Genomic DNA, 23,888 nt, shown 5'->3' with positions numbered 1-23,888 from the left:
TAAAATCTTCGGAGTTTTCTGATTAAGAAATTTGTCTTTTACGTTCAATCATTTCATACAGCTTTTTCAAGGCCTCCCGAATCCCTCCGGTCTCATCAATCAATCCTTCTTTCACTGCATCTTCTCCCTCCAGCATGGTTCCCACATCTTTCACAAGCTGGGACGTATTCAGCATTAGTTCTTCTATACGCTCCTGCTTCATTTTTGAGTGGGCCGCAATAAATCCTGTGATACGGTCCTGTATCTTTTCCATGTTCCGGTAAGTCTGCATTACACCGATAAACATACCGCTGCTGCGCACCGGATGAATCACCATGGTGGCGCTTGGCACAATAAAGGAATAGTCCGCAGAAACAGCCATGGGAACCCCGATGGAATGGCCGCCTCCCAGAACCAGGGAAACCGTAGGTTTGCTTAAGGAAGCAATCATCTCCGCAATGGCAAGTCCTGCTTCCACATCTCCGCCTACCGTGTTCAAAAGGATTAAGAGGCCGTCTGTTTCCTGACTGTCCTCTATCATGGCCAGTTTTGGCAAAACGTGCTCATACTTTGTGGTTTTGCTGTTATTAGGGAGACATTCATGCCCTTCCACCTCTCCGATAATGGACAAAAGCTGAATATGATACTGCTTCTGATTCTCATCCAGAAGGACTTCTCCCAGGTTTTCTATCTGCTCATTTTGCTTTTCTGCGGTTTCCAGCTTTTCTTTTTTCTCCTCAGACATTAAGAATACCTCCAGTTTTCTTTTCTGGAGGTATTATGTGTATCTTGTTAAATTTTATTCTTCCCAGTTGTGCCACACGTCGGTCACATCGTCATCGTCATCAAGCAAATCCAGGGTTTTCTGCAGATTCTTTACATCCTGTTCGTCAGACAGTGTGACATAATTCTGAGGAATCATGGCAACCTGTGCTTCCAGCATAGGAATTCCTTCTTTTTCCAGGGCTTCTCTTACTGTGCTGAATTCATCCGGGTCTGTCAGCACTTCAAAGCTGTCTTCCTCTTCTGCAAAATCTTCCGCACCGGCGTCCAGAGCAATCATCATCAGGTCGTCTGCGTCCATTTCGCATTCTTCTTTATCAATGATAATCTGACCTTTTTTGTCAAACATAAAAGATACAGAGCCGGGGGTTCCGATATTTCCGCTGCCCTTTGTGAAAGCGCTTCTTACATTTCCGGCTGTACGGTTTTTATTGTCAGTCAGTGTCTGTACAATAATAGCCACACCGCTTGGGCCGTAACCTTCGTATGTAAGCACTTCAAAGTTATCCGCATTAGCGTCTCCGGCTGCCTTTTTAATTCCTCGTTCAATGGTATCGTTTGGCATATTGTTGGCTTTTGCCTTTGCGATAACATCACGCAGCTTGCTGTTGTTGGCCGGGTCCGGGCCGCCCTCTTTTACGGCAACCACGATTTCTCTTCCGATAACAGTAAAGATTTTACCCTTTTTGGCATCATTTTTTTCTTTCTTATGCTTTATGTTTGCAAATTTTGAATGTCCTGACATTTCTTTTCTCCTTTTTCTTCTTCGGGCAGCTTTTCCACCCGAACTTTTTGTATTGTATTATTTTCTACCCCAAGGATAGTAAATAAATATCCGTTTGTTCTGATTTCCTTGTCCTCGGCCATATTGGGTACGTGTCCCAGCACAGAGGTCAGAAAGCCGTTTAAGGTATCAAACTCTTCCTCATCAAAATCGGAATCCAGCACCTCATCTACCTGTTCCAAGGGTGTGCGTCCCTCCATAACGAGAGAATCATCGGTCTGCACCTGGATAAAATGTTCTTCTTCATCATATTCATCCAGAATGTTTCCCACGATTTCCTCCAGAATGTCTTCCATGGTAACAATACCGGAGGTTTGTCCATATTCATCCACAACTATCACCATGTGCATTTTTTTTGCCTGCATACGCTGGAATAAATCACTGATATTTCTGGTTTCCGGAATATACGCAGCCTCCCGAATGAGATTGGGGATGGTACAGATTGGCATAGACTCACAATGCCCCAGAGTCACCTGCTTCATAGCGTCCTTTAAATGCAGGATTCCCACAATATCGTCAATGTCCTCCCGGTATACGGGATACCGGGAATTGCTGTTTTCCAGCATATAAAGCAGAGCGTCTTTTAACAGAACATTCTCCTCTATGGCATGGATATTCTTTCGATGGGTCATAATATCCTGAGCCTCCGTTTCAGAAAACTCCATGATATTCTGAATCATTTCCGCTTCGCTCTCTTCGATGATGCCCTGTTCGTGGGCGTCATCTACCATGGAAATAATCTCTTCCTCGGTCACATCATCCTCCTGCTTATGCGGATCCACACCGAAAAGGCGCACAATCACGTTGGACAATTTCATAATCAGAAAAGTCACAGGTTTAAAAAGCGTCACCAGAAATTTTACAATTCCGGCTGTTCGGTATACCCAGGCGTCGGGATTGCTGTTAAATACTTTCTTGGCAGAAATCACACCAAAAGACAACAGCACAATCAGAGAAAAAATCACAACCAGAATCAGCGCCGTATCTTTCAAAATCCAGTTCGGCACACCCGCTCCCCAAAAAGCCTCCAGTTCCGTAAGCCATCGAAACACATAAGGGGTAATAGAATGGATAGCTGTATATCCCGTCATAATACTGAGCAGCGTTGCAATGGTGAGTATGGTATGGATAATCGGGCTGGGATTTTCCATAATTTTTAAAATCCACTGTGCTTTTTTGTCTCCCTCTTCTTTGGTCCGCTTTTCCAATTCATTTTCACTGATTTTCTGTACTGCCGCACCAAAGCCGTACAGGATTCCGTTTATCATAATAAATAAAATAAAAACTGTAAGAGCCCATATAGGGCTGCCCCCATCGTCCATAAATCTCTTTCATTCCTTCTTTCTTCTTCCGTTTTCTCACGGATGTTTTAACCGTGCCATGAATAAAATACCATTTTCCCTTTCGTTAGTCAAGATTTCCGCACATAAAAACCAGGGGTCCGGCTATGTAGGAAGCTCCAGGCTGATACAGAGAGCATGATTTACTTTCTGCAAAATCTCCGCATCCAGGTGGCATACCTTATCTTTTAACCGCCTTTTGTCAATGGTTCTAAGCTGCTCCAGCAGGATAACGGAATCTTTGACAATGGCATAGGAAGCTGCGTCAATTTCAATATGCGTAGGCAGCTTGGCCTTGTTCATTCTGGAAGTAATCGCCGCACATATAACCGTGGGGCTGTGTTTATTTCCGATATCATTCTGTATAATCAGAACCGGTCTGATTCCGCCCTGTTCGCTGCCTACTACAGGCCGCAGGTCGGCATAATAAATATCTCCGCGTTTGATAACCACACATTTCACACTCCGATTTGTTTTCTCATATCTGCTTATCATTCTTCCCAGTTTCTTTGTGTGTATTCATGTATTATCTAAACTTATTCCTGTACCTGTCCGTTTTTATAATAAACTCTCGGAACACGTTTGCTGATACAGCAGGCAAATTCATAGTTGAATCTGCCGGAAAGGTTCCCCAGTTCTTCCATGGTAATACAATCCTCTCCGTCTTTTCCCAGAAGGGTTACCTCATCCAGTTCTTCTGCCTCCGGAATATGGGTTACATCCACCATAAACTGGTCCATACAGACTCTGCCCAAAATAGGCGCCCGTCTGCCCCGGATAAGGACACTGCCTTTGTTTGACAGGCCTCTGGAATATCCGTCTGCATATCCTACGGGAATGGTTGCCACTTTTGTGGGCTCTGTTGTGGTAAAAGTACCGCCATAACTGATTTCTACTCCCGGTTCTACGGTTTTTATGTATGCAATATGGCTTTTTAACTCCATGACCGCTTTTAAAGGCACCGGCTCTTTCTCTACTTCCTCAGAAGGATACAGGCCATAGAGGATGACTCCGGCCCGGACCGCGTCCAGATTTGCGTCCGGCATCCGGATAATGCCTGCACTGTTGGAACAGTGGCGCAGAGGAAACGTGACTCCGGCCTTTTCAAGTCCTGTCAGAAATGCCAGAAACTTTTCCAACTGGCGGGCTGCCGGAGAAACGTCGTTTTCATCTGCCCTGGCAAAATGAGTAAAAATTCCCTCTGCTTCAAGTCCGGGAAGTTTGGAAATCTTTACAATCTCCGGAATGTCCTCCTGCGGACTGCGATACCCGATACGAGTCATGCCGGTATCAATTTTAATATGTATTTTCAAAGTTTTTCCGGCTTTTTTTGCAGCCTGTGACAGTTTTTCGGCCATAGACAGCTTAAATACTGTGGGACGGAAGTCCTCCTGTACAATCCGGTCGTAATCTTCTTCGTAAGTATAGCCTAAAATAAGAATGGGCTTTTGAATCCCTGCCCGGCGCAGCTCCATACCCTCGTCCACAGTCGCAACCGCAATTCCCCAGATATAGGGATAAGATTCGATTTCTTTTGCCAGGGGTATGGCACCGTGCCCATAGCCATCCGCTTTCAGCACAGCTATAATCTGTGTGTCTTTTTGCAGGTTTTTCTTTATGTTTTCCAGATTATATGCAATGGCGTCCAGGTTGATGTTTGCCTGGATTCTTTTCTGTATCTTCATAATTGTCCTTCTTTCCTGTTAAAGTTCCTTCAGAATCTCTCCTGCAGCTTCTAAAATATCACCCGCCAGCATAGCGGCTCTGCCCTTTTTCTCTGCTGCCAAATCTCCTGCCTTTCCATGGAGATAAACACCTGTGCAGGCTGCCTCCCATGGAGAAAGTCCCTGAGCCAGAAGCCCCAGAATCAGTCCGGTGAGCACATCTCCGCTTCCGGCTGTCGCCATACCGTCATTGCCGCACAGATTGATACAGGTTTCCTCTGTTCCCCGGCTGATAATCGTTCTGGCATCTTTGCACACCAGCAGGACACCCAGTTTCTTTGCCGTTTCTTTGGTAATCGTCAGAGGATTTTTCTTCCATTCTTTTACAGAGATTCCCGTCATGCGGGCAAATTCTCCCAGATGAGGGGTCAGTATCACCGGAGCTTTACAGCTTTTTAAAAGCTTTTCCTTACCCTTTAGCAGATTCAGGCCATCTGCGTCAATAACCAGCGGTTTGTCTGCGTATTTCAAAAGAGTCTCTAAAAGTCTTTCCGCCTGAGGAGAAGTACCAAGACCGGGACCAATGCCGGCCACATCAGCCCAGCATAGGTTTTCTCTCACCAGGTTTTCCATATCCGCAGCGTCCTCATAAAGTGCCAGCATGGCTTCAGGGAAGCAAGTAAACAACCCCCTGTTTTCTTTTGGCGTACAGAGTTTCAGCATACCTGCGCCGCTTCGCAGAGCAGCCTGTCCGCTAAGATACGCTGCGCCGAAAATTTCCCGGCTGCCTGCGGCCAGAAAGACCTTGCCGAAGCTGCCCTTATTGCCGTCCGGTTTTCTGGTGAGTTTTTTAAGTTCCCTGTCCGTACAGGCAAAAAGCTCTGGAGACCTTTTGTCTTTGCGGTAAATGCCCACATCTGCCGTAAGCAGTTTTCCGGCATAGGCTGCACCGGGATACAGGCAGAGCCCTGCTTTCTTATAGGCAAAGGTAACGGTAAGGTCTGCCCTGACGGCACAGCCCCATACCGCTCCTGTATCTGCGTCAATACCGGAAGGGATGTCCACGGCTGCGATTTTCCCTGAAAAATCCTGTAGTTTTTCTATGGTTTCCCGGTAAAGACCCGAAACTTCCCTGGAAAGCCCTACACCCAAAAGAGCATCCACGATAGTAGTATATTCATGTACACAGAAAGTCTTGACAAAGGAAATTCCATAATTTCTGCCAATTTCTATCTGCGTTTTCATTTCTTTTGTAAAATGTTCCGGATTTCCCAAAATACAGACATGTACCTGATATCCTGCCAGAAACAAAAGCCGGGCAATGACCACACCGTCCGCCCCGTTATTTCCGGAACCGCACAGCACCAGCACTTTTGAAAGGGGAAGCCCCTCTTTTTTCATACTCTCAAAGACCTGCAGTCCCGCCCGCTCCATAAGTACCAGAGAAGGTACTCCCATGGTTTCTATGGTGTAGGCATCCAGTTCCTTCATCTGCTTTCCGGTTACAATCTCCTCCATGTTTCACCCGTCCTTTTTCCTTGCGTAAAGCGAAAAGGCTGCCGCAAAATCTCTTTTACATTTTACAGCAGCTTTTTACGTTGTTATTTTTTTGGATGTTCGTTTTCATAACAATTCAGATTATAAGACAGACGCATTAAACTTTCGGAAAGATGTACATTTTCTACGATAACATCCTCTGGTACATCCAAATCCAGATGTGCAAAATTCCAGATAGCCCGAATTCCGTTTTTTACCAGTAAATCAGCTGTCTCTGCCGCGTTGTTTTTCGGCAGGGTCAGCGTGGCTATATCCACATTCTGCTCTTTTAAAAACTCTGGAAGCTCGTCCATCATACGGATTTCATTTCCTCTGATGGAAATTCCTTTCAGTACCGGATTCACATCAAAGATACCTACAATTTTAAAGCCTCTTTTTTCAAATTTTACATAGTTGGCAAGTGCCTGTCCAAGATTACCGGCACCAATGATAATCATGTGGTACGTCTTGTCCAGTCCCAAAATTTTTCCGATTTCATCATATAAATAGGGAACATTATATCCATAGCCCTGTTGCCCGAAGCCGCCGAAATTATTCAAATCCTGACGAATCTGAGACGCGGTTACCCGCATCTTTTCGCTTAACTCATTGGAGGATATTCGTTCTACGCCTTCTTCTATAAGCTCACCTAAGTATCTGTAATATCGGGGTAGTCTTTTAATTACTGCCTTTGAAATGGATTTTCCCTCCATAACAACCCTCCTGTATTCAAAATACATATTTCTACGCTCCATTATAGTGTATTGTTAAATTAAAGTCAATTAATTTTCGTTTCTCTGTTGTCAAACCTGTATTTTTCGATATAATAAATAGGACAGCTTTCGTAGCTGTACGGAGTTTAAAGGAGATAATTATCATGATACTTGCATGTCAGAATATAGAAAAATCTTTTGATGGCGTTACCCTGCTGGCAGACGCCAGCTTCCATATTGAAGAGCGGGAAAAAGCCGCTTTGGTGGGCATTAACGGGGCAGGAAAATCCACGCTTTTTAAAATCATTGTGGGGGAACTTCCCCCGGACAGCGGGCAGGTTATTTTAGCCAAAGGGAAAACCATGGGCTATCTGGCTCAGCACCAGGAGCTGACCAGCGACTTGTCTATTTATGACGCTCTTTTGCAGGTAAAGCAGCACATTCTGGATATGGAGGTGCGTATGCGTCAGCTGGAGAAAGAGATGAAATACACCCAGGGAGAAGAATTGAACAAGATTATGGAGGCCTATTCCCGTCTGACCCATGAGTTTGAACTGGAAAACGGGTATGCCTACAAAAGTGAACTGACCGGAGTCTTAAAGGGACTTGGCTTTGCAGAGGAAGATTTCGGCAAAATGATTTCCACACTTTCCGGGGGACAGAAAACCCGTGTGGCCCTTGGCCGTCTTCTTTTATCCAAGCCGGATATCATCCTTCTGGACGAGCCTACCAACCATTTGGACATGGATTCCATTGCGTGGCTGGAAACCTATCTTTTGAACTATCCGGGGGCTGTCTTTATTGTATCCCATGACCGCTATTTCCTGGATAAGGTCGCCACGAAAATTGTGGAAATTGACAATACAAAAGTTACGTCTTTTACAGGAAACTACAGCGCCTACAGTGAAAAAAAGGCTATGCTTCGAAGAGCCGCGTATCAGGCTTACTTAAACCAGCAGCAGGAAATCAAACACCAGGAAGCCGTCATTGCCAAATTAAAGTCTTTTAACCGGGAAAAATCCATACGGCGGGCAGAAAGCCGGGAAAAAATGCTGGATAAAATAGAAGTATTGGAAAAGCCTGTGGAAGTGGACGATTCCATGCGGATTACTTTAAAGCCTCGGGTGATAAGCGGCAACGATGTGCTGACTGTAGAACACCTTACCAAGTCCTTTCCCTCTCTCCCGCTTTTTGAGGATTTAAACTTTCAGATTAAGCGGGGTGAGCGGGTGGCTATTATCGGAAGCAACGGGACGGGAAAAACCACGATTTTAAAAATTTTAAATCAGGTGATTCCTGCGGACAACGGCAGCTTCCGCCTGGGCAGCAAAGTACATATCGGATACTACGACCAGGAACACCATGTACTCCACATGGAGAAAACCATTTTTGAGGAAATTTCCGATGATTATCCAAAGCTGACGAATACGGAAATCCGCAACCTGCTGGCCGCCTTTCTCTTTACCGGAGATGATGTGTTTAAGCCGATTTCTGCTTTAAGCGGCGGGGAACGGGGGCGTGTGTCTTTAGCCAAACTTATGCTTTCCCAGGCCAACTTCCTGATTCTGGATGAGCCTACCAACCATCTGGATATTACTTCCAAAGAAATCCTGGAGGAAGCCTTAAATAACTATGAAGGTACCGTGCTCTATGTGTCCCATGACCGTTATTTTATCAATAAAACAGCCACCAGGATTCTGGACTTGACCAATCACAAACTGGTAAACTATATCGGCAATTACGATTATTATCTGGAAAAAAAGGAAGAACTGACTGACATCTATGCCCCCGAAGTCCGGGAAGAAGTTTACACAGAAACCGTATCTGCCACGAAAATGGATTGGAAGCAGCAAAAAGAGGAGCAGGCCCGTCTTCGGAAACGGGAAAATGATTTAAAGAAAACGGAAAAGGCCATTGAAGAACTGGAGCAAAGAGACAGTGAAATTGATGAGGAAATGGCAAATCCGGAGGTGGCCACTAATGTGGCAGAATGTGTCCGCCTTTCCAAAGAAAAGGCAGAAATTGCCGAAAAACTGGAAAAGCTGTATGAAAAATGGGAAGAGCTGGCTGAATAAGCGGCTCTTCCCATTTTTCAAAATTTTTCGTAAAGAGGCAGATTTAAAGTGCAGCTTCCAGCTCTTTTCGGATTTCACAGATAAAGTCCCGGCTGTTCAAAACCGTAGGGGCAGGAATACTGGTAATCAGCGCCAAATCTTTGGTCATTCTTCCGCTTTCAATGACGTTTACTGTAGCTGCTTCCAGTTTGTCTGCAAAATGCTGCAGTTTCGTGTTGTCATCCAGTTCTCCTCTTTTTCTAAGAGCTCCGCTCCAGGCAAAAATCGTTGCCACCGAGTTGGTAGAGGTTTCTTCCCCTTTTAAGTGTCTGTAATAATGGCGCTGTACTGTGCCGTGCGCTGCCTCATATTCAAAATATCCCTTGGGCGATACCAGCACAGAAGTCATCATAGCCAGAGAACCAAAGGCAGAGGAAACCATGTCACTCATAACATCTCCGTCATAATTTTTGCAGGCCCAGATAAAACCGCCTTCTGCTTTCATCACTCTGGCTACTGCGTCGTCTATGAGGGTATAGAAATAAGTCAGTCCTGTTTTTTCAAAGGCTTCTTTATATTCAGTATCATAGATTTCCTGGAAAATATCTTTAAAGGTGTGGTCATACTGTTTGGAAATGGTATCCTTAGTGGCAAACCACAAATCCTGCTGAGTATCCAGGGCATAAGAGAAACAACTTCTGGCAAAACTTTCGATAGACTCGTCCAGATTGTGCATACCCTGCAGCACACCTGCGCCCTTAAATTCGTGAATCATCTGCCGGGTTTCGGTGCCGTCCTGAGCAGTAAAGACCAGTTCTGCCTTGCCGGGGCCCGGTATCCGCATTTCTGTATTCTTGTACACATCCCCATAGGCATGTCTGGCCAGGGTAATAGGCTTCTTCCAGTTTTTCACACAGGGTTCAATGCCTTTTACAACGATGGGCGCGCGGAACACAGTGCCGTCCAGCATAGAACGAATGGTTCCGTTGGGACTTTTGTACATTTCTTTTAAGTGATATTCTTCCATACGGGCTGCATTAGGGGTAATCGTCGCGCATTTTACCCCAACCTTGTATTTTTTCACTGCGTTTGCTGCGTCTACTGTTACCGCGTCATTGGTTTCATTGCGGTATGTAAGGCCCAAGTCATAATACTCGGTTTTCAAATCCACAAAAGGCTCCAGTAATTCCTCTTTGATGATTTTCCAGAGGATTCGGGTCATTTCATCTCCATCCATTTCTACCAAAGGTGTGGTCATTGCTATTTTTCCCATAGTGGTTACGCTCCTTTTCTCTTATTTGATTTCTTCCCTTAAAACTTTTTCCATATCAAAATTCTTCAGGTTTTCCATGGTGTTGCGGATATGCAGATAAGCAGCCTCCTCGGCCCTTTTTGTATCTTTTGTCCGAATGGCTTCTAAAATGGTTTTGTGTTCGCTGTTTGAAGGGCGGGCGCGCATACGGAACTTCACAGAAGCCATTCGGACTCTCTGCAGATATTCGTGAAAATCGGAAAGGGTATGCGCCAGAATCCGGCTTCCTGATGCCTGATATAAAAGCTGATGAAACCTGCCGTCCTGCTGGCAGACCTGTTCGTAATTGCCCTTGTCTGCGTGGAAATCTGATAGATATACCGCCTCTTCCATTTCTTCCAACTGTTCTTTGGTAATGTTCTCTGCCGCCATGGCTGCACACAGTCCTTCCAGCTTTGCCCGGATTTGATACATATCCATAACGTCTTTTGAGGAAATTCCGGTGACAAAGGCTCCTTTATTTGGTATCAGCTGTACCAGTCCTTCCAGTTCCAGCTGGCGGATAGCCTCCCGGACAGGCGTACGGCTGACCCCCAGTTCCTTTCCAATGGTACATTCCACCAGCTCGTCGCCCTTTTTATACCTGCCTTTTAAAATATCCTCCCGGATTTTGTCAAATACTTTTCCTCTTAAAGATATTGCTGCCATATTGCTTTACACCTTCTTATCACAGTTCCATCTGCAGACAGTTGCAGCTTTCGGCGATCACTGCCAGAAGTTCTTCGTCTGTAAGAACTGTGACTCTTCCTTCTTCATATTGTTTATCCACCCAGGCCTTTACCATCACAGCCAGTTCACTGTTTTTGTCAATCTGCTTTTCTCCGGTCAGGTGGAAATGGTTGTTTATCCAGTGGGCAATGCCAGCCAGGCCGGAAGTATTGGAAACAGCTACCTGAGGTGCTTTCTTTAAAAATTTCTCTGTATCAAAGATATTATAAATCTCTTCATTTTTCAAGAGGCCATCTGCATGAATTCCGGCTCTCGTCACATTAAAGGAAGAACCTACAAAAGGTGTCTGAGGCGGAATGTGGTATCCCAATTCCTTTTCGTAATATTCAGCCAGTTCGGTAATGACGGTGGTGTCCATGCCGTCTAAAGTACCTTTTAACTGGGCATACTCAAAAACCATGGCCTCAAGCGGCGTATTTCCTGTCCGCTCCCCGATGCCAAAAAGAGAACAGTTTACTCCGCTGGCGCCGTACAGCCAGGCTGTAGTGGAATTGCTCACGGCTTTGTAAAAGTCATTGTGCCCATGAAACTCAATGAGTTCCGAAGGAAAACCGGCATGCGTCATAATTCCGTAAATGATACCGGGAATAGAACGCGGTATCACAGCGCCGGGATAATTGACCCCGTAGCCCATGGTATCACAGCAGCGAACCTTAATGGGAATGGAATATTCTTCCATAAGTCTCGTCAGCTCCATGCAGAAAGGAATTACATAGCCGTAGATATCAGCCCTCGTAATATCTTCCAGGTGGCATCTGGGGCTGATACCGATTTCCAGACAGTCCCGGATAACACTGAGGTAATGTTCCATGGCCTCTCGCCGTGTCATTTTCATTTTGTAAAAAATATGGTAGTCTGAACAGCTCACCAGAATTCCACATTCCTTTAATCCCAGTTCTTTTACCAGTTCAAAATCCTTTTTACTGGCCCGAATCCAGCCGGTAATTTCCGGGAATGAATACCCTTTTTCCATACATTTATCTACCGCGTCCCGGTCTTTTTTACTGTAAAGAAAAAATTCACTCTGGCGGATTTTTCCGTTCGGACCGCCCAGACGATGAAGATACTCGTAAATGCGCACAATCTGCTCTGCGGTATAGGGAGCTCTGGACTGCTGACCGTCCCGGAAGGTCGTATCTGTAATCCAGATATCATCCGGCATATGATGGGGAACAATACGGTCATTGAACGCAATTTTGGGAACTTCAGAATAGGGAAACAGGTTATGGAACACATTGGGAGTTTCTACATCCACCAGGGGATACATGTGTTCTTCCAGTTCCAGTAAATTTGTGTGATAATTCATTCTGACAGCTCTGTTTATCATGGTACTCACTCCTTGTTTATCGACTTAATACTATGCATTAATAAAGCATTTGTATCATTGTATACAATCACAATCGGAATGTCAAGTCTGTTTTTCATTTTCCCTCCAGAAAATTTTTCAGTCGGAAAAGTCCCCATCCCTGCAGGTTGTGAGGGTAGCCCAAATCTATGGCAGTGCTTCTGAGCCGTTTTTTGATGTCCAGATTGGTAGATTCCGGGTGCAGTTCCAAAAAGAGGGCAATCCCGCCGGAAACCAGAGGCGTGGACATGGAGGTGCCACTTTTTACTGTATAGGGAAAGGCTGCAGGGAAATTAGCACAAGAGGTTACTGCATTGCCTGGCGCTACAATATCCGGTTTGCTTACACAGTCTTTGGTAGGTCCCCGTCCGGAAAGTCCCAGATTATGGACTATCATATCCGAGGAGCCTACCGTAATAATCTTCCGGCTGCAGCCGGGGGCGGTGACACTGCCCTGCCCCGGTCCCTGATTTCCTGCTGCTGCCACCACAATCAATCCCGCGTCCCAAGCCTCCTCCACAGCCTCAATCAGTTGTTCATGCCCCTCCCTGCTGGTAGTTCCCACAGAAATATTTACAATGCGGATATGATATTTTTCACGGTATTTTAAAATCCACTGCATGGCTTCGATAACGGTTTCCTGACTTCCGTTTCCATTTTTATCCAGTACCTTTAGAGGAATCAGACCGCAGCCGGGGGCTGCGCCGCGGAATTTTCCGTTGGACGCTCTCCCGCTGCCGCCCAGAATCCCCAGTACATGTGTGCCGTGTCCATTATCATCATAGGGAAGAGAACGGCCATGGACGAAATCCTCAAAAGCCAGAATCCGGCTGTCAAAATCCCTGTGAGGGCAGGCGCCGGTATCCAGCACTGCTGCCGTTACACCCCTTCCGGTAGGAAGCACATATGCCATTTTCTTTCACCTGCCTTTTTCCTTTTTATTATCTTATTCTATGTCGGTAAACCAGTGATACTGTGCACAGATTCCAGTCAAGTTTTTCTTTTCTTTTTCATAGATTTAAGAAAAACGAATTTCAGGAGTTTTTATGCCTTCTGTAAAAGAGATGATTCTGTCAGAGGAATATGCAGACCTGATTTTGCCGGTGTATACGGGGTTTCTGGAAGACTATAAGGAATATGGGGCAAGAATCTTCAACGAATATTACGGCATCATCCACTACCCTCTGGCTGAAGAATTTTTTCAGAATTATTATGATTACGGCTTCTTTTATAATACGGTTCCCAAATTGTTTACACTTCTAAACAGCGTGTCTCTGGATGCTTCCGGTATTACTGCAGTACAAAATCAGCCGGTACTGAATCTGAAAGGCCGGGATGTGCTGCTGGGTTTTATCGACACCGGGATATCCTACACGCATAAGGCCTTTCGCCAAAAAGACGGCTCCAGCCGGATTTACGGTATCTGGGATCAGACCATCCAAAGCGGTACGCCGCCTTATGATTTGCAGTACGGAAGCGGTTACACCAGAGAAGATATTGAACAGGCCCTGAAAGCTCAGAACCCTTTCCAGATTGTACCAAGCCAGGATGAAAACGGACATGGAACCCAACTGGCAGGTATTGCAGCCGGCAGTGAACTGGCAGAAGACGATTTTATCGGCGCGGCTCCGGAAGCCATGATTGCCATGGTGAAGTTAAAAGAAGCGAAGAATTATTTAAAAGAACTGTTCTATGTTACAGGAGAGGCACCGGCCTACCAGTCCTCGGATATTATGATGGGTATCCGCTATCTGGTGCGGCTGGCAGACGAACTGAAAAAACCGGTGGTTATCTGCATTGGAGTGGGGTCCAATCAAGGTTCCCATTCCGGCACCTCTCCGCTGGATTTCATGCTGTCCATTACAGACAATTACCGTGGACTTCATGCAGTAGTGGCAGCAGGAAACGAGGCTGGGAAGGGCCATCATTACTACGGTACTGCCGTAAGCTCTGACCAATTCGACGCTGTTGAGATTCTGGTGGAACCGGATACCCAGGGATTCTGTGTAGAATTGTGGGGACAGCCGCCGGAATTATATGCAGTTGGCTTTGAATCACCCCTTGGCGAAGTCATACCCAAAATCCCTCCCCGTATCAGCTACAGTGAAAAGATTTCTTTTATTCTGGAAGAAACCAGGATTTTTGTCACCTCTGAGATTGTACAGACGCTTTCCGGACAGCAGCTGATTTTTATTCGGTTTTCCAATCCTACCCCCGGCCCCTGGAAAATCCGTGTCTACACCAGCAGCTTCAACAGCGGAGATTACCATATGTGGCTGCCCATTACCGGCTTTTCCAATCCCGATGTGAAATTTCTGCGTCCCAATCCGGATACCACTCTTACTGTCCCTGCTGCAGCCTCTTCCGTGATTACCACAGCGGCTTACAACGCCTACAACAACAGCCTGCTTTTAAATTCCAGCAGAGGCTTTACCCGTACCGGACAGATTAAACCGGATATCACAGCCCCCGGCGTAAATATTCTGGCTCCTGCTCCGAAAGACCGCTACTCCACCATCACCGGAACCTCTGCTGCTGCTGCCATCACAGCCGGAGGCTGTGCCCTGCTTATCGAATGGGGCATGGGACGGACGCCGCCCAGAATTTTCAACAACTCAGAACTAAAGGCCCTGCTCATACGAGGCGCCGGACGAACCGGCGACAAACTCTACCCCAACCGGGAATGGGGATATGGAACTTTAAATATCTATCAGGTGTTCTCCTCCTTTATTCTTTCCTGAAAATAAAATTTTTCAGCACCATTTTTTATTCCCGGCATAGTATGAAATTGTAAACAAAATATTTGGAGGAACAAACATGAGTGATTTGGCTGCTACAAACTGTGGCTGCGGATGTGATGACAACTGCGGAGGTAATATGACAGGAAGAGGTTTCGGAGACTGTAACTGTATCGTTTGGATTCTGATTCTGCTGGCTTTCTGCGGCAACGGTTTCAACAATGACGGATGTGGCTGCGGCAATGGCGACAACAGCTGTCTGCTTCTGCTTATCCTGCTTCTGTGCTGCGGCAACGGACACGGATTCTGCTAAAAGCCCGGCAGTATTTGTCCGAACCTGACAAAACAGAAAACGGGGATGCCTTTTGGCATCCCCGTAAGAGAGTATGTAATGCGTAACATACAAGACACATCTGCCGCTGCAGAGGAGAAGAATGGAACCGTCTTTTGTACATTCCGGCTTTTCTTTCTTCCTTCAGCGAATGTGAAATCTTGAAGTTACAGCTTAATGCTGATAACGAAATTGAGAAAAGTCGACATGATTTAGAAGGCTGTAAGGCCTTTCGACACTTCTATTATGACAATATTTGTGCTCTGTGTCAAGAAAAATTGTCAGAATTCGTGTTTTATTTTCTTTTATTTATCGACATTTATCAACCGAATCTTCGATGTTCTCCCATACTCCTTCCTGCTCAAAATGTTCCACCGCACGGCGGGCCCTTTGGGTCAGTTTCCGGTCATATTTCATCATATCCAGAAGGCGAATGGCATTTCGGGTGGTCACACGCCCTTCTTTCAGAAGATAGTTAAAGACCACGTCATCTTCTCCCACTTCTTCCTCAAAATGATAGTTTTTATAGCGGTTTTGCAGTATGTAAGACAATTCAATATCATGGGTAGCTGCAAAAGACAGCACATGGCTTCTGCAAATACTCCACAGAATTTCAGAGGAGGCGGCAATGCGCTCTATGGTATTGGTTCCCCGCAGCACCTCGTCAATGATACAGAGCAGATTTCCGTCCCGGTCCGCCTCATCCAGAATCCGCTTCAAAGAACGGATTTCCACGATGAAATAGCTCTCTCCGCTTTCCAAATCGTCCCGCAGCGCCATAGAAGTCATCACCTTAAAATATGGGGCACGGTAAGAAGAAGCTGTGCAGGTGTAAACCGTCTGAGCCAGAATGGCATTAATGGCAACATTTTTCAAAAACGTAGACTTTCCGGAAGCGTTGGAGCCTGTGACTAAAATTCCGCCCTGGGCAGAAATACTGTTGGATACCGGATGGGAAATCAAAGGATGATACAAATCTTCTGTTTCCATTCGGGCCCTGTCCTCGGAAAGAAACTGGGGCAGGCTGTAATAAGGCAGAATTTCCCGGAAAGACGCAATGGAAATCATACTTTCCAGATATCCGAACAGAGAAATCAGTCCTTCGATTTCTGTCATATGCTCCTGCATGCTGTGCATCATATCGTGAAATTTAATCAAGTCGATATGGGTCATCATGCGGATATAGTCCATAAAAAGTCCTCCTAATCCGCCTCCTGCCGTACTGCTGCGCTCCGTTACCCAAAATGCTCCCTTTCGAAAGCCGGAAAGCTGCTTTTTATACTGTTTTCCCTGCTCCTCATACTCTTTTAGCTGGTGAATCCCTGCTTTTTCCAGCTTCTTCTGGGCCTCAAGAAGCTGAAGTACACAGCCGAAACTGGTGAGATAAGCGTCAATTTCTCCCTTTTTGCCCCAATAAGTTCCGATATTTACAAGGCAGACAAGCAGAAAAACCAGCACCCCCGGATTCGGCTTTAAGACAAAAAACAGCAGCGACAGCAAAAATGCCCCCAAGCAGAGCACCTGTCCCGTTTTTCCCTGAACCGTAACTTCTCTTGTCACATGAACAGCTTCAAAAATCCCCACATTTCCCGGTCTTCGGATACTGGCCAAAAGCATTTGCAGCTTCTGCCGTTCTTCCTGATGACTGCGGAAAAACTCTATGAGCCGCTGCCTTTCCTTTAACTCTTTTTCCTCAAAAACCGGTTTCCGCAAAAGATCATAGAGACATTCCGCCCCTACAGGGGAACAGCTCTGATTGATGAGTATAAAGATACGGTCCATATCCAGGTCATTCCAGGTAATGTCATCAATGTAAAAGCCGTTTTTTTCACGCTGTCGGAAGAACTGGGCAATATGCTCCAGTTCCTCGTAGGTGTATTCCTTTGGAGGAATTTGTCCCCAGGAATTTTTTATCCGCGCTAAAAACCTCTTTTGGTTGGAACGATTCTGCACGAGAATCAATATCGATGCAGCCAGAAAAAACAGCAGCAGAAAAACAAGGTTTGAAAGATTGCTATCCATAGGGCTTTGCCTGCCTCCTTATGCGAAATACTGCTGCAAAAGCTGCAGGGTTTCCTGAATGTCTGTCTCCGTATGGGCATCTGAAAGGAACATGGCTTCAAACTGAGATGGCGCCATATGTACCCCGTGGTTTAACATATACTGGAAATAATCGGAAAAGGCTTTGGTATCTGAGGCTTTTGCAGAAGCATAATCCGTTACCGGCTCTTTGGCAAAGAAGATACAGCCCAGGGAGGACACGGAATTCACCTGGTATGGCACATTCTTTTCACGGAAAATGTTTCGGATACCGTCAAAAAGCAATTCTCCTTTCTGATGCAGGCGTTTATAAATATCCTGGTCGTCCCAGAGGATTTTTAACTGGACAAGTCCCGCTGCCATAGCAATGGGGTTTCCGCTTAAAGTCCCTGCCTGATATACCGGGCCTGCCGGCGCCACCATTTCCATAATCTCTTTTCTTCCGCCGTAAGCCCCTACAGGCATACCTGCACCGATAATCTTACCGTAAGTCACCAGGTCCGGGGTAATTCCGAAATATCCGGCTGCTCCGGCAAAGCTGAGACGGAATCCCGTAATAACCTCATCGAAGATCAGCAGTGCCCCGTGCTTGTCGCACAAATCCCGCAGACCCTGCAAAAAGCCTTCCTTTGGAGGAACTACACCCATGTTGGCCCCTACCGGCTCTACAATCACAGCCGCTACCTGATCCTTGCTTTCCACCAAAAGCTGCTCTACACTGTTTAAATCATTGTAAACCGCAATCATGGTGTCCTGGGTGCAGCCCTTTGGCACACCGGCGCTGTCCGGTACTCCACTGGTCATCACACCGCTTCCGGCACTTACCAGCATAGCGTCTGTATGCCCATGATAACAGCCGGCAAATTTAATGATTTTGGATTTTCCCGTATAGCCTCTTGCCACGCGCAGAGCGCTCATGACTGCCTCAGTGCCGGAGTTTACCATGCGAATCATCTCTACATGAGGAATTCTCTCACAGATAAATTCCGCCATTTCCACTTCTTTTTCCGTAGCACAGCCAAAACTCAGACCGTTTTCACTGGCGCGGATAACCGCTTCCTTAATCTGCTCATTGTTGTGTCCTAAAATCATAGGTCCCCAGGAATCAATGTAGTCAATGTATTCGTTTCCGTCCACATCAAAAATTTTACAGCCCACTGCTCCCTGAATAAAGCGTGGGGCTTCCGTTACAGAGCCATAGGCCCGTACCGGGCTGTTGACGCCCCCCGGAATTCTCTTTACTGCTCTTTGAAATAATTCTTCTGATTTTGTCATTATCCGATTCTTCCTTCCTCTATAAATCTGGCAATTTCTTTTGCAAAATAAGTGAGATAAATGTCTGTGCCTGCCCGGTATGCACTGGCTGCCATCTCACAGATAATCCGGTCTTCCTCAATGTAGCCAAGTTTTGCCCCGGCTTTTACCATGGCATATTCTCCGCTGACTGAGTAAGCAGCCACCGGAATCTGGGTCCGGTCCTTTACCTCCCGTACCATATCCAGATAAGACATGGCAGGCTTCACCATAAGAATATCCGCGCCCTCTTCCACATCCAGAAGGGCTTCTTTCAGCCCCTCTCTGCGGTTATGAAAATCCATCTGGTAGCTTTTCCTGTCTCCAAAAGACGGCGCAGAACCTGCCGCGTCACGGAAAGGACCGTAAAAAGCAGAGGCGTATTTCACCGCATAAGACATAATGGGAATTTCCTTGTGTCCATTCCTGTCCAAAAGACTGCGGATAGCCCGTACTCTTCCATCCATCATATCAGAGGGCGCCACCATATCCGCGCCTGCCTGTACATGGGAAAGGGCGGTTTTTGCCAGAAGTTCCAGAGTTTTATCATTTTCTACTTCATGTCCGCAGAGGACGCCGCAGTGTCCGTGAGAAGTGTATTCGCACATACACACATCGGTAATCAGGTACATATCGCCCTGAAATTCTGCTTTTGCCTTCTCTAAAGCCTTCTGCACAATACCATCGCTGGCATATGCCTGGCTTCCCACCTCATCCTTTACATCAGGAATACCAAAAAACATTACCTTATTGACTCCTGCGTCCAAAAGCTCCTCCAAAGCCTTCGAAAGCCGGTCAACGCTGTAACGGTACTGACCCGGCATAGTGGCAATTTCTTCCTTGATTCCCGTGCCTTCTTTTACAAAAATCGGATAAATCAGAGAACTTTTGTCTATTCGTGTCTCTCTGACCATTTTCCGCATAATTTCGCTGCCTCTTAATCTTCTTGGCCTGATGTTCATATCCATAATTTCCAACTCCTTCTGCCTTACTTGCGGGCTGTTTTTCCTTTTAATTGTATTACCAGAGTAAGAAGGCTGTCAATAGACGCTTCCCGGGCCATATACGTTTCCATGCCAAGATCCGCTGCCTCAGCCTGGGTCTGTCTGCCAATGCAGGCTGCCCGCACTTTGGTATAATCCAGTCCCGGTGTGGCTTCTCTAAAGCCCCGCACCGTAGACGCGCTGGTAAAGACCGCACAGTCAATGCTTCCTGTTTCAAATTCTTTTTTGCGGTCAAGCAAATCTCTGGTCTCATAGAACGTATCGTAAATGGAAATGTCATCTACCAGAATCCCCGGCTTTTTGGCAAGCTCTGCAAGGATTTCCTGATTGCACATTTTTGCACGGGGAAGCAGAATTTTCTCCGTTCCCTCACAAAGCTCACAGAGCCCCCTTCCAAGAGCCTCTCCGTCGAAAACCTCCGGCATATAATCAGCAAAAAAGCCCTTTTCTTCTAAAGCTTTTTTCGTCCCTTTTCCAATGGCGGCAACTTTCAAGTGCGCCAGTTTCCGAATGTCAGTGGCGGATTTTAACAATTCCTCAAAGAAAATCCGCACTCCGGTAGGGCTGGTAAATACAACCCACTGGTAAGTATCCACTGCTTTTAGGGCTTTATAAAGCAGCGTCTGGTCTTTTAAAGGTTCTGTGCGGATAGCCGGAAGTTCCAGAACTTCCGCCCCCAAAAGCCGCAGCCTGGAAGCCATAGAGGAAATCAAATCTCTTGGCCTTGTAACCATAACCTTATACCCGGAAAGAGGCAGCTTTTCATGCCAGGCAAACTCTTTGGCCAGAGCACAGACCTTTCCCACTACAATAATAGCAGGGGTCTCAATGCCCTGTTTCTTAACTTCTTCCTCCAATGTGGAAACCGTTGCCACAATTCTTTTCTGACCTGCTGTAGTTCCTTTCTGCAAAATCGCCGCAGGCATATCCTGATCCATACCTGCCTGCAAAAGGGACTGGCAGATATCAGAAAGCGCGCTGACTCCCATTAAAAAGACCAGAGTTCCCTTTGTCCGTACCAGTGCGTCAAAATCAATATCATAAGCCGCTCCCTGCTTCTTATGTCCCGTAATAATGTGCACCGAAGAGGTAAAGTCCCGGTGTGTCACAGGAATTCCATTGTAAGCCGGCACGGCAATGGGAGAAGTCACACCCGGAACTACTTCGTAGGGAATCCCCTCTTTCACCAGCAGTTCCAGTTCTTCCCCGCCCCGTCCGAAAAGGAAGGGATCTCCGCCTTTTAAGCGCACCACACGGTGTCCTTTCTTTGCTTCTTCTACCAATACCTGATTAATCTGTTCCTGGGGCATAGTGTGATGAGAAGCCCGTTTTCCCACATTGATACAGCGGGCGCTCTCCGGTATCCGGGAGAGAATTTCCTGTCCCACCAGACTGTCGTAAACCACCACCTCTGCCTGCTGCAGTGTTTCCATTCCTTTTATGGTAAAGAGCCCCGCATCTCCCGGTCCCGCTCCTACCAGCCAGACTTTTCCTGTACTCATGTTATCTGCTCCTTTATTCTTGATTTTTGCATGTATCACGCAGTTTTTGTGCAAGAGAAATACCCAGCGTTTCCCCTTCTTCTGCCGGACCGGTTATCATGCCTTTTTCATATTTTCCGGTTTCTTCATCATAATACAAGCCCCGAAGGACGATTTCCTTCTCACGGACTACGGCATGGGCTGCTACAGGAGAGGAACAGCCGCCGTCTAAATGCCGGACAAAGGCTCGTTCTGCCACTGCCGCATAGAATCCCTCCAAGTCGGAAAATTCCTTCAGATAATCCCCAGGCTCTCCTGCCCGTCCCTGCACTGCCAGAATTCCCTGTCCTGCAGCGGGAATCATCTCTTCCGGCTGAAAATACCGGGAAATCCGTGCTTCAAGCCCAAGCCGTTTCAGTCCTGCCGCAGCCAGTATGAGAGCGCTGTACTCCCCGCTGTCCAGTTTTTTCAAACGGGTCTGGACATTGCCTCTTACGCTTTTGCACTCCATATCCGGATACAGTTCTTTTAACTGCAAAATTCTCCGGAGACTGGAACAGCCAATGGGTTTCGTCTTATCCAGCGTATGTACCCCTTGGGGAAGTACCAGCACATCCCTTGGGTCTTCTCTTTTGGAAAAAGCCAGAAGCGGCAGTTCTTTTGGTACTTCCATGGGCATATCTTTTAAGCTATGCACGGAAATGTCCGTTTTTCTGTCTAAAAGAGCTTTGTCCAATTCTTTTACAAAGAGTCCTTTCCCGCCGATTTTATCCAGGGTTCTGTCCAGAATCTTATCCCCCGTGGTTTTCATGGTGTAAATCTCCACCTCTATGTCTTCGTGGCTGTCCTCAATGGCCTTTTTCACCATTTCGCTCTGCACCACTGCCAGTTTGCTCTCCCGGCTTCCAATGATTATTTTTCGCATTTTTCTTCTTCCTTTCGGATTTGTTCCAGGGCTTTCCGGGTTTTTTCGCGGACCTCTTTTACCTTTTTGTGGTCTTTTCCGCTGCCGTTAAAGCCCAGCACCACGCCTTCATATTCCAGAATACCCGGAAAATGAAAATCACATTTTTGCTGATTGCTGGCCGTATTCACCGGAATCCCCAGACATTTGCAGGCGCTGTAAATGTCCTCATTGACTTTTGTATCATCTGTGGCAGCCAGCACCACATCTGCTGCATACAAATCTTCCCGGTCATAAGGTTTTTCTTTATATACCAGCTTTCCTTCCTCAAAAAGCTGTGCAATCCTCTCTGTACAGGCCGGAGCAATGACGATAAGCTCCCCTGCAAAAGACAGCAGCGTCTCTGCTCTCCTTGTGGCAATCTTCCCCGCGCCAAACACTACGACTCTCTTTGTGCTCAGGTCTATAAACACAGGAAAAAATTTTTTATTTTCCTTTTCAGTTTTCATACAGTTTTTCCAGTCCTTCCACGCAGTTTAAAAATTCCTTTTCTTCCAGAGAATCCTTCAGCCCGAACATCATTTTGTTAACCACCTTTGCCGCAGCTGTATCAATGGCCTGCAGCAGATTTTCCCGGTCTTTTTCTTCCATGGGAGTTTTCCGCAGAATTTTCAGTATCCGGAGATTTAAATCCTGCACCGCCTCTGCCTTAATGTCCTGGATTCTGGGAATTAAGTCTCTGCCGCCATACCAGTTGTAAAAATCCTCCATCTGTTCCTGCAAAATTTCCCCGGCTTTTTCCAGACTCTGCTGCAGCTTCGGAGAAACCGCATCAATCTTAAAGCTGTCTATGTCGTACAGGGTAATACCGGAAAGTTCTCCGGCAGAGGGTTCAATATCCCTTGGTACGGCCAAATCAATCAATACCAGATGTTCCACGGGCGGGACGGTTTCCAGAAGCTCCCTGGTCAGTGTATAGTTAGGACTGGCCGTAGCGCTGACAACCAAATCGCACTGAGGCAGAAATTCTCCCCGGTCACCGTAATTAATCCGCTCACAGCCCTTAGGGATATTGACAATGCCGCTTCGATACTGGCGCACCGTAACCGTCACCTCTGCACCTGCTTCTCTAAGAGCCAGCGCCGCCACCTTGCCCATTTCTCCGTTTCCGATAACCATGCAGGTTTTGCCAAACAAGGAAAAGCCCTTTTCCTCCAGGCAGTGAATGGCTTGATGAATCACGGAACTGTTGCCCCTGGAAAAGATGACTTTTGTCTTTACCTTCTTGGCTGCCGTCACCGCCATGCGAAACAGTACCTCCAGCACATTGTCCGTGCAGTAGGCTTCCCTGGACAAACTCAGAGCATCCTTTACCTGGGTAATGATCTGGTCTTCTGCCAGAATCTGGGATTTCAGACCGCTGGTAAGATAAAAAAGATGTTCTACTGCTTCCTCTTCTGTCCTTTCCGCAAAATACTGTGCATATTCTGCCGGTTCTTTCCCTTTTTCCCGGCACAAAAATTCATAGAGAGAACCCTGCCAGTCTTCCGTGGTGCTTGCCCAAATTTCCATTCGGTTGCAGGTAGACAAAATAATACAGCCTGCAATGCCCGGTTCTTCCTTTAAATGTTCCATTGCAGCTACAGCGTTTTTCTTGGTAAAAGAAAATTGTGCGCGGATGTCCACGGCTGCTCTGCTGTAGTCAATGCCAATCATGGAAATACTCATTGTTTTTTAATCTCCCATATCTTTTGTTGCTTTTCTTAAAAATCTTTTTTCATCTTAGCATAGAATTCTTTTGGGTGCAACTTAAGTATTTTGTGATTTTTGTACAATTTCATTTGACAAAACATTGACA

21 protein-coding genes are annotated in these 23,888 nt (G+C 46.4%); 3 read left to right on the top strand and 18 right to left on the bottom strand.

What is annotated here, in order from left to right:
• Positions 1–22 precede the first annotated feature (22 nt).
• The 7 genes from WKT17_RS13265 to WKT17_RS13235 form a co-directional block, all read right to left on the bottom strand.
• On the bottom strand, positions 23–724 hold the full coding sequence (locus WKT17_RS13265; protein ID WP_173749578.1) for a ClpP family protease: 702 nt from the start codon (positions 722–724) through the stop codon (positions 23–25).
• A 54-nt stretch (positions 725–778) separates the two neighbouring features.
• A complete protein-coding gene (locus WKT17_RS13260; RefSeq protein WP_173749579.1) occupies positions 779–1,507 on the bottom strand; it encodes a YebC/PmpR family DNA-binding transcriptional regulator in 729 nt (242 codons plus the stop codon).
• On the bottom strand, positions 1,477–2,868 hold the full coding sequence (locus WKT17_RS13255) for a hemolysin family protein (protein ID WP_173749580.1): 1,392 nt from the start codon (positions 2,866–2,868) through the stop codon (positions 1,477–1,479). Before WKT17_RS13255 ends, WKT17_RS13260 begins: the two co-directional genes overlap by 31 nt.
• A gap of 123 nt (positions 2,869–2,991) precedes the next feature.
• Positions 2,992–3,381: a type II toxin-antitoxin system PemK/MazF family toxin gene (locus WKT17_RS13250; RefSeq protein ID WP_180211134.1), complete on the bottom strand. Its 390-nt coding sequence runs from the start codon at positions 3,379–3,381 to the stop codon at positions 2,992–2,994.
• Positions 3,382–3,422: 41 nt separating this feature from the next.
• The gene (alr, locus tag WKT17_RS13245; RefSeq protein WP_173749581.1) at positions 3,423–4,571 is read right to left on the bottom strand and encodes an alanine racemase; all 1,149 of its coding nucleotides are present in this window, start codon (positions 4,569–4,571) and stop codon (positions 3,423–3,425) included.
• 18 nt (positions 4,572–4,589) lie between these two features.
• A complete protein-coding gene (locus tag WKT17_RS13240) occupies positions 4,590–6,068 on the bottom strand; it encodes an NAD(P)H-hydrate dehydratase (RefSeq protein ID WP_291683245.1) in 1,479 nt (492 codons plus the stop codon).
• An 83-nt stretch (positions 6,069–6,151) separates the two neighbouring features.
• Positions 6,152–6,799, bottom strand: a complete 648-nt coding sequence (locus WKT17_RS13235) for a redox-sensing transcriptional repressor Rex (RefSeq protein WP_173749583.1) — start codon at positions 6,797–6,799, stop codon at positions 6,152–6,154.
• Positions 6,800–6,963: 164 nt separating this feature from the next.
• Between WKT17_RS13235 and abc-f the strand changes: the two genes are divergently transcribed.
• Positions 6,964–8,874: a ribosomal protection-like ABC-F family protein gene (gene abc-f / locus WKT17_RS13230; RefSeq protein WP_173749584.1), complete on the top strand. Its 1,911-nt coding sequence runs from the start codon at positions 6,964–6,966 to the stop codon at positions 8,872–8,874.
• Positions 8,875–8,917: 43 nt separating this feature from the next.
• Here the strand turns inward: abc-f and WKT17_RS13225 are convergent, their stop codons facing one another.
• The 4 genes from WKT17_RS13225 to WKT17_RS13210 form a co-directional block, all read right to left on the bottom strand.
• A complete protein-coding gene (locus WKT17_RS13225) occupies positions 8,918–10,126 on the bottom strand; it encodes an NADP-dependent isocitrate dehydrogenase (RefSeq protein WP_173749585.1) in 1,209 nt (402 codons plus the stop codon).
• 21 nt (positions 10,127–10,147) lie between these two features.
• Entirely contained in the window at positions 10,148–10,813 is a 666-nt protein-coding gene (locus WKT17_RS13220) for a GntR family transcriptional regulator (RefSeq protein ID WP_173749586.1), read from the bottom strand.
• A gap of 19 nt (positions 10,814–10,832) precedes the next feature.
• Positions 10,833–12,221 carry a 2-isopropylmalate synthase gene (locus WKT17_RS13215; protein ID WP_291683244.1) on the bottom strand — a complete coding sequence of 463 codons (1,389 nt, stop codon included), beginning with the start codon at positions 12,219–12,221 and terminating at the stop codon, positions 10,833–10,835.
• A 94-nt stretch (positions 12,222–12,315) separates the two neighbouring features.
• Positions 12,316–13,152, bottom strand: coding sequence for a S8 family peptidase (locus tag WKT17_RS13210; protein WP_173749588.1), 837 nt, complete (start codon positions 13,150–13,152; stop codon positions 12,316–12,318).
• A gap of 133 nt (positions 13,153–13,285) precedes the next feature.
• Here WKT17_RS13210 and WKT17_RS13205 point away from each other — a divergent pair, with 133 nt between their 5' ends.
• Together WKT17_RS13205 and WKT17_RS13200 are read left to right on the top strand one after the other, a co-directional pair.
• Positions 13,286–14,980: a S8 family peptidase gene (locus WKT17_RS13205; protein ID WP_291683243.1), complete on the top strand. Its 1,695-nt coding sequence runs from the start codon at positions 13,286–13,288 to the stop codon at positions 14,978–14,980.
• Positions 14,981–15,056: 76 nt separating this feature from the next.
• The gene (locus tag WKT17_RS13200; RefSeq protein WP_173749590.1) at positions 15,057–15,290 is read left to right on the top strand and encodes a chorion class high-cysteine HCB protein 13; all 234 of its coding nucleotides are present in this window, start codon (positions 15,057–15,059) and stop codon (positions 15,288–15,290) included.
• A 327-nt stretch (positions 15,291–15,617) separates the two neighbouring features.
• Here the strand turns inward: WKT17_RS13200 and WKT17_RS13195 are convergent, their stop codons facing one another.
• Genes WKT17_RS13195 through hemA form a run of 7 tightly spaced genes read right to left on the bottom strand, consistent with a single transcriptional unit; the run spans position 15,618 to position 23,758 of the window.
• Positions 15,618–17,330: a MutS-related protein gene (locus WKT17_RS13195; protein ID WP_291683242.1), complete on the bottom strand. Its 1,713-nt coding sequence runs from the start codon at positions 17,328–17,330 to the stop codon at positions 15,618–15,620.
• An 18-nt stretch (positions 17,331–17,348) separates the two neighbouring features.
• A complete protein-coding gene (gene hemL, locus WKT17_RS13190) occupies positions 17,349–18,623 on the bottom strand; it encodes a glutamate-1-semialdehyde 2,1-aminomutase (RefSeq protein WP_173749592.1) in 1,275 nt (424 codons plus the stop codon).
• The gene (hemB, locus tag WKT17_RS13185; protein ID WP_291683241.1) at positions 18,623–19,609 is read right to left on the bottom strand and encodes a porphobilinogen synthase; all 987 of its coding nucleotides are present in this window, start codon (positions 19,607–19,609) and stop codon (positions 18,623–18,625) included. The genes hemL and hemB overlap by 1 nt, the downstream gene beginning before the upstream one ends.
• A gap of 20 nt (positions 19,610–19,629) precedes the next feature.
• Positions 19,630–21,147 (bottom strand): uroporphyrinogen-III C-methyltransferase, encoded by a 1,518-nt coding sequence (gene cobA / locus WKT17_RS13180; RefSeq protein ID WP_291683240.1) that lies wholly within the window; start codon positions 21,145–21,147, stop codon positions 19,630–19,632.
• Between the two features lie 13 nt (positions 21,148–21,160).
• Positions 21,161–22,051 (bottom strand): hydroxymethylbilane synthase, encoded by an 891-nt coding sequence (hemC, locus tag WKT17_RS13175; protein ID WP_173749595.1) that lies wholly within the window; start codon positions 22,049–22,051, stop codon positions 21,161–21,163.
• A complete protein-coding gene (locus WKT17_RS13170; protein WP_291683239.1) occupies positions 22,039–22,539 on the bottom strand; it encodes a precorrin-2 dehydrogenase/sirohydrochlorin ferrochelatase family protein in 501 nt (166 codons plus the stop codon). The genes hemC and WKT17_RS13170 overlap by 13 nt, the downstream gene beginning before the upstream one ends.
• The gene (gene hemA, locus WKT17_RS13165) at positions 22,529–23,758 is read right to left on the bottom strand and encodes a glutamyl-tRNA reductase (RefSeq protein ID WP_173749597.1); all 1,230 of its coding nucleotides are present in this window, start codon (positions 23,756–23,758) and stop codon (positions 22,529–22,531) included. Before hemA ends, WKT17_RS13170 begins: the two co-directional genes overlap by 11 nt.
• Positions 23,759–23,888 lie beyond the last annotated feature (130 nt).

This window comes from Blautia sp. HCN-20427 (genome assembly GCF_037890365.1).
Taxonomy (GTDB): domain Bacteria; phylum Bacillota; class Clostridia; order Lachnospirales; family Lachnospiraceae; genus Blautia.
The sequence above is the reverse complement of the archived record's forward strand: the minus strand, read 5'-3'. Positions and strand labels throughout refer to the sequence as shown.